This window comes from Citreimonas sp. (genome assembly GCF_042096055.1).
In the GTDB taxonomy this organism is placed as follows: domain Bacteria; phylum Pseudomonadota; class Alphaproteobacteria; order Rhodobacterales; family Rhodobacteraceae; genus Citreimonas.
On sequence record NZ_JBELMH010000125.1, the window covers coordinates 1 to 5,832 of the forward strand.

Below are 5,832 nucleotides of genomic sequence, written 5' to 3' on the forward strand. Positions count from 1 at the left end.
AGTTGACTGTTAATCAATTGGTCGTAGGTTCGATCCCTACCGCCGGAGCCAAAATTCTCTTGTAATTGCTACAGCATCATAGACGCGGTCGATGTCGCTTGGCCCGAGTTAGGCGTGAGGCTGCCGTCGGCTCGCCGATGCGTTTCGCTAATGTCAACCATAACCTGTCAGCCGCGCGGGCGCACCCCGTGCAGGAAGATGTCGATGGCGCGGTCGCGGCGGGCGGCCTGTTCGTCGGGGTTGCGCGGGACGCGGTCGGGGTCGAGCAGCGCCGGGATCGCGTTGCCCACCACCATGTCCACCAGCACCTCGGCGGCGCCGGCGATCTCGTCGGGGTGCAGCGCGACCTCGCCTGCCTCGACGGCGCGGGCAAGCTCGTCCTCGACGAGGCTGGCGGCGTGCACCGGGCCGCTGCGGCTCAGGGTGCGGCTCAGCTCGGGGTAGCAGCGCGCTTCGGCGATGACGGTGCGCAGCATCTCGATGACCACGTCCGGCGGCTCGCGGCGGGGGTTGAAGGTCAGCAGGATCCGCAGCCGTTCCTCGAGCGGCGCGTCGCGTTCCTCGAGGCGCAGCGGCCGGAACAGCGTCCGGCTCATCCGGGCGAGCCCCGCGCCCAGCAACTCCTCGCGGCTGCGGTAGAGGGTGTAGAGCGTGCGCTTGGACATGCCGGCCCGGCGGGCGATGTCGGCCATGGTCACCTCGTCCGGCACGCGCTCCGACAGCAGCTCCATCGCGCAGTCCAGCACCAGCGTCTCTCGCTTGCGGGGGCACATTTGGACGGGGCGGCCCCGCTTGCGGCCGCCCTGCTCGTCCGCATCCGGCGGATTTTCGGTCATCGGTGCGATCCTCCGTCAACGTTGCGGCAAAAAAGTATGCACTTGCAGCGTCAGCGCCCTTTACAAAACTCTATAGTTCCGTAATTGCCATGCGCAAGTCACACGATTGCATTCACCGAATTTTCGCCGGAGTTCCGTCATGCCGACCGTCCGCCGTTCCGCCCGCACGTTGCTGCTGGCGCTGGGTCTTATCGCCGCCACCACCGCGGGACGGGCGCAGGAGCCCGGCGCAGAGCGTCCGCCGATGCCGGTCACGGTGGTCACGGTCGAAGCCAGCGACGTTCTGCTGACCTCGACGCTGCCGGGGCGTGTCGCCGCGTCGCGCGTGGCCGAAGTGCGCCCGCAGGTCAGCGGCATCGTGCTTGAACGGCTGTTCGAGGAGGGGAAGCCCGTCAAAGAAGGCGATCCGCTCTACCGCATCGACGCGGCCACCTACGAGGCGGCGCTGGCCGCGGCCGAGGCCAACCTGGCGCAGGCGCAGGCGCAGTTGCGGTCGGCCCAACGCGAGGAGGAACGCCAGCTCGAACTGAGCGAGCGGGCCGTGACCAGCAAGCAGGCGCTGGACCAGGCGGTGTCGGCGCGCGACGTGGCCGCGGCCGCCGTCAAGGTGGCCGAGGCGCAGGTGCTGTCGGCCAGGATCGACCTCGACCGCACCACGATCCGCGCGCCCATCGCCGGCACGGTGGGGCTCAGCCAGACGACGCAGGGCGCGCTGGTGACCGCCGGCCAGGCCAGCGCGCTGACGGTGATCCGCAACCTCGATCCCGTGTATGTCGACGTGACGCAATCGGCGGCCGAAGTCCTGCAATGGCGCCGTTCCGGCCAGCAAGTGGCCGAGGAGGAAGGCGCGCGCGTCACCCTGCGGCTGGCCGACGATGCCGCCTACGAGCACGAAGGCGTGCTCTCCGCCGCCGAGCCCCACGTGAACGAGCAGACCGGCGTCATCGTCCTGCGGCTGGAATTTCCCAACCCGGACCAGCTGTTGCTGCCCGGCATGTACGTGCAGGTCGAAGTGCCGCAGGCGGTGGTCGAGAACGCGATCCTCACCCCTCAAGAGGCGGTGACCCGCGACCGCCGGGGGCGCCCGATCGCGATGGTCGTCAACGCCGAGAACCAGGTCGAGACGCGCGAGCTGACGGTTCAGCGCGACCGCGACGACCAGTGGGTCGTGACCGCCGGGCTGTCGGCCGGCGACCGCGTCATCGTCGAGGGCTTCCAGAAGGTCTCGACCGGGATGACCGTCACGCCGGAAGAGCGCGACGCCGAAGAAACCGCCTTCTCGGGCAACTGATCCTTCAAGCTGGGAGCCCCCGATGGCCCGCTTCTTCATCGACCGCCCCGTCTTCGCCTGGGTGATCTCGATCCTGATCATGGGGATCGGCCTGCTGTCGATCTTCACGCTGCCGGTCGCGCAGTACCCGCAGATCGCGCCGCCCTCGGTCAGCATCACCGCCCAGTATCCCGGCGCATCGGCCGAGACGGTGGCCAATACCGTGACCCAGATCGTCGAGCAGCAGATGACCGGCCTCGACGGGATGCGGTACATGTCGTCGTCGTCGACGTCGGCCGGCACGACCAGCATCACCCTGACCTTCGAGGCCGGGATCGATCCCGACGTGGCGCAGGTGCAGGTCCAGAACAAGCTGGCGCAGGCGACGCCGCTGCTGCCCGAAGCCGTGCAGCGCCTCGGCGTGCGCGTGCAGAAGGCGTCGTCGTCCTTCTTCATGGTGATCGCGCTGATCTCCGAGGACGGCCGGCTGGATCAGGCCGACCTGTCCGATTACCTGAACTCGAACATGGTCGACGAGTTCAGCCGGATCGAGGGCGTCGGCGGCGCGCAGGTCTTCGGCGCGCAATACGCCATGCGGATCTGGCTCGACCCCAACAAGCTGGCCGCGTTCGAGATGACACCCTCGGACGTGGTGGCTGCGGTTTCCGCCCAGAACGCGCAGATCTCGGCCGGGGCCTTCGGCAGCCTGCCCGCGCCCGAGGGCCAGCAGCTGAACGCCACGATCACCGCGCAGTCGCTGCTGTCCACGCCCGAGGATTTCCGTAACATCGTCTTGCGCGCCGAGACCGACGGCGGCCTGGTGCTGCTGCAGGACGTCGCGCGGGTCGAGATCGGGGCCGAGAACTACGCCACCATCGCGCGGTTCAACGGCCAGCCGGCGTCCGGGATGGCGCTGAACCTTGCCTCGGGCGCGAACGCACTCGACACCGCCGAGCGCGTCAAGGAGCGCATCGCCGAGTATTCCGAGTTCTTCCCCGAGGGCGTCAGCTACGTCATCCCCTACGACACGACGCCCTTCATCGAGATCTCGATCCACGAGGTGCAGAAGACCCTGTTCGAGGCGATCGGCCTCGTCTTCATCGTCATGCTGCTGTTCCTGCAGAACTTCCGCGCCACGCTGATCCCGACGCTGGCGGTGCCGGTCGTCATCCTGGGCACCTTCGCGATCCTTTCGCTGGCCGGGTTCACGATCAACACGCTGACCATGCTGGCGATGGTGCTGGCGATCGGCCTTCTGGTCGACGACGCCATCGTGGTGGTCGAGAACGTCGAGCGCATCATGGAGGAAGAGGGCCTGTCCCCGCGCGAGGCGACGCGCAAGTCCATGGGCCAGATCACCGGCGCGCTGGTCGGCATCGCGCTGGTCCTGTCAGCGGTCTTCGTGCCGATGGCATTCTTCGGCGGGTCCACGGGCGTGATCTATCGCCAGTTCTCGATCACCATCGTCTCGGCCATGGGGCTGTCGGTGCTGGTGGCGCTGACGCTGACGCCGGCGCTGTGCGCGACGATCCTCAAGCCCAAGCGCCACGGCGCCCGCCGCGGGCCGCTGGGCTGGTTCAACGCGGGCTTCGACCGGCTGACCGGGGGCTACGCGGGCACGGTCGGCTTCCTGATCCGCCGGCCGCTGCGCGTGCTGATGATCTACGCCGTGATGGGCTGGGGCATGGTCTACCTGTTCGAGAACACGCCGACCGGCTTCCTGCCGGCCGAGGACCAAGGCATCCTGATGACGCTGATCCAGGCACCGACCGGCGCCACCGCCGAGCGCACCCAGGCGGTGGTCGAACAGGTCGAGACCTACTTCAACACCGTCGAGGCCGATACGGTGGAATCGACCTTCGGCGTGGTGGGCTTCAGCTTCGCCGGTCAGGGCCAGAACATGGGCCTCGTCTTCGTGCGCATGAAGGACTGGGACGAGCGTCCCGGACCCGGCCAATCCGTGCAGGCCGTCGCCGGGCGCGCCTTCCCCGCCTTCATGGGCATCCGCGATGCGCAGGTCTTTCCGATCGTGCCGCCCTCGGTGATCGAACTGGGCAACGTGTCAGGCTTCGACTTCTACCTGCAGGCGCAGGGCGGCCAGACGCACGAACAGCTTCTGAACGCGCGAAACCAGCTTCTGGGCATGGCGGCCGAAAGCCCGCTGATCGCCTCTGCGCGGCCCTCGGGGCTTGAGGACGCGGCGCAGTTCCGGCTGGACATCGACTGGCGCGCCGCCGGCGCGCTGGGCGTGACGCCGGCCAACGTGGGCACGATGCTGAACATCGCCTGGGCCGGCACCTACGTGAACGACTTCAACGACAACGGCCGGATCAAGCGCGTCTACGTGCAGGGCGAACCCGACAGCCGTGCGACGCCGTCGGACCTGCAGAAATGGCGCGTGCGCAACGCCGGGGGCGAACTGGTGCCCTTCGCCAACTTCACCAGCGAAAGCTGGGAATACGGGCCCCAAGGCCTGACGCGCTACAACGGCGTGCCGTCGATGCAGATCCAGGGCTCGCCCGTGCCGGGCGTCACCACCGGCGAGGCGATCGCCGAGATCGAGCGCCTGGTCGCGCAGCTGCCCCCCGGCTACAGCGTCGCCTGGACCGGCCTGTCGCTCGAGGAACTCGACTCGGGCGGCTCGGCGCCGATGCTCTACGCGCTGTCGCTCGCGGCGATCTTCCTGTGCCTCGCGGCGCTCTACGAAAGTTGGGCGATCCCGTTCTCGGTCATGCTGGCCATGCCGATCGGCGTGCTGGGCACGATGGCCGCGGCGTACTGGTTCGGCTTCGAGAACGGCGTGTTCTTCCAGGTCGGCCTGCTGACCGTGATCGGACTGACCGGCAAGAACGCCATCCTGATCGTCGAGTTCGCGCGCGAGCGCTTCGAGGCCGGCGAGGACCTGCTGTCGGCCGTCAAGCAGGCCGCGCGCCAGCGGTTCCGGCCGATCATCATGACCTCGCTCGCCTTCTCGCTGGGGGTGGTTCCGCTGGTGCTGTCGACCGGCGCCGGCGCGGGTGGGCGGACCGCTGTGGGCTACGCCGTCCTAGGCGGGACGATCACCGGCACCGTCCTGGGCGTGCTGTTCGTGCCGCTGTTCTTCGTGCTGGTGGCCAAGCTCTTCAACCGCAAGCGCGTGAAGGCTCAGGCTGGCGCCCCGGCGGCCGACGCGGCGTCCGTCTGATCGCCGCGGCCGGACGCCGGTGACCCGGAGCGTGGCCCGACTCAGGCCAGTTGCTGAACCGACCTGAGCGCGGGGTACAGCGCGCGGAAGGCCGCGAGCCGCTTCGCCACCCGGCCGGACGGATCGGTGCGCGGCTCGAACACCCGCGTTATCGCCGGCTTCGCCAGCATATCGGCCGGCTCGGCCCCCTCGGCCGCGCAGAGCGCAAGGCGCGCGGCACCCAGGGCGGGGCCCACCTCGGCGCCGTCGCCGCGGCCGATGGGGCAGCCGGTCACGTCCGCGATCATCTGCACGAGCAGGTCGCTGCGCGCGCCGCCCCCGACGCAGAGCAGCGTGCCCGGACTCGTCCCCGCCGCCTCGAGCGCGGCGACCGCATCGGCGAAGGTGAAGGCGATCGCCTCGACCACCCCGCGCATGAGAGAACCGTGCGTGGTCGTCTCTCCCAGCATGGCAAAGCCGCCCCGGATCGTCGTGTCGCCGTGCGGTGTCCGCTCGCCGGTCAGGTAGGGCAGGAACAGCGGGCCGGGCTCGGCCGCGGCGGC

Annotated in this window: 4 protein-coding genes; 2 read left to right on the forward strand and 2 right to left on the reverse strand. The window is 69.1% G+C overall.

Going from position 1 to position 5,832, the window contains the following annotated elements; all coding sequences use genetic code 11:
* Window positions 1-167: 167 nt before the first annotated feature.
* A complete protein-coding gene (locus ACFDTC_RS17080; RefSeq protein WP_375260082.1) occupies window positions 168-836 on the reverse strand; it encodes a TetR/AcrR family transcriptional regulator in 669 nt (222 codons plus the stop codon).
* Window positions 837-975: 139 nt separating this feature from the next.
* Between ACFDTC_RS17080 and ACFDTC_RS17085 the strand changes: the two genes are divergently transcribed.
* Window positions 976-2,127 carry an efflux RND transporter periplasmic adaptor subunit gene (locus ACFDTC_RS17085; protein WP_375260083.1) on the forward strand — a complete coding sequence of 384 codons (1,152 nt, stop codon included), beginning with the start codon at window positions 976-978 and terminating at the stop codon, window positions 2,125-2,127.
* A 22-nt stretch (window positions 2,128-2,149) separates the two neighbouring features.
* Window positions 2,150-5,290: an efflux RND transporter permease subunit gene (locus ACFDTC_RS17090; protein WP_375260084.1), complete on the forward strand. Its 3,141-nt coding sequence runs from the start codon at window positions 2,150-2,152 to the stop codon at window positions 5,288-5,290.
* A 41-nt stretch (window positions 5,291-5,331) separates the two neighbouring features.
* Here ACFDTC_RS17090 and ACFDTC_RS17095 read toward each other — a convergent pair.
* Window positions 5,332-5,832: FGGY-family carbohydrate kinase (locus tag ACFDTC_RS17095; protein ID WP_375260085.1), on the reverse strand; the 501-nt coding region annotated here is incomplete at its 5' end.

Excerpts from the sequence above, each read along its gene's own strand:
- ACFDTC_RS17080 (WP_375260082.1), bottom strand. The coding sequence starts at position 836 with ATGACCGAAAATCCGCCGGATGCGGACGAGCAGGGCGGCCGCAAGCGG.
- ACFDTC_RS17085 (WP_375260083.1), top strand. The coding sequence starts at position 976 with ATGCCGACCGTCCGCCGTTCCGCCCGCACGTTGCTGCTGGCGCTGGGT.
- ACFDTC_RS17090 (WP_375260084.1), top strand. The coding sequence starts at position 2,150 with ATGGCCCGCTTCTTCATCGACCGCCCCGTCTTCGCCTGGGTGATCTCG.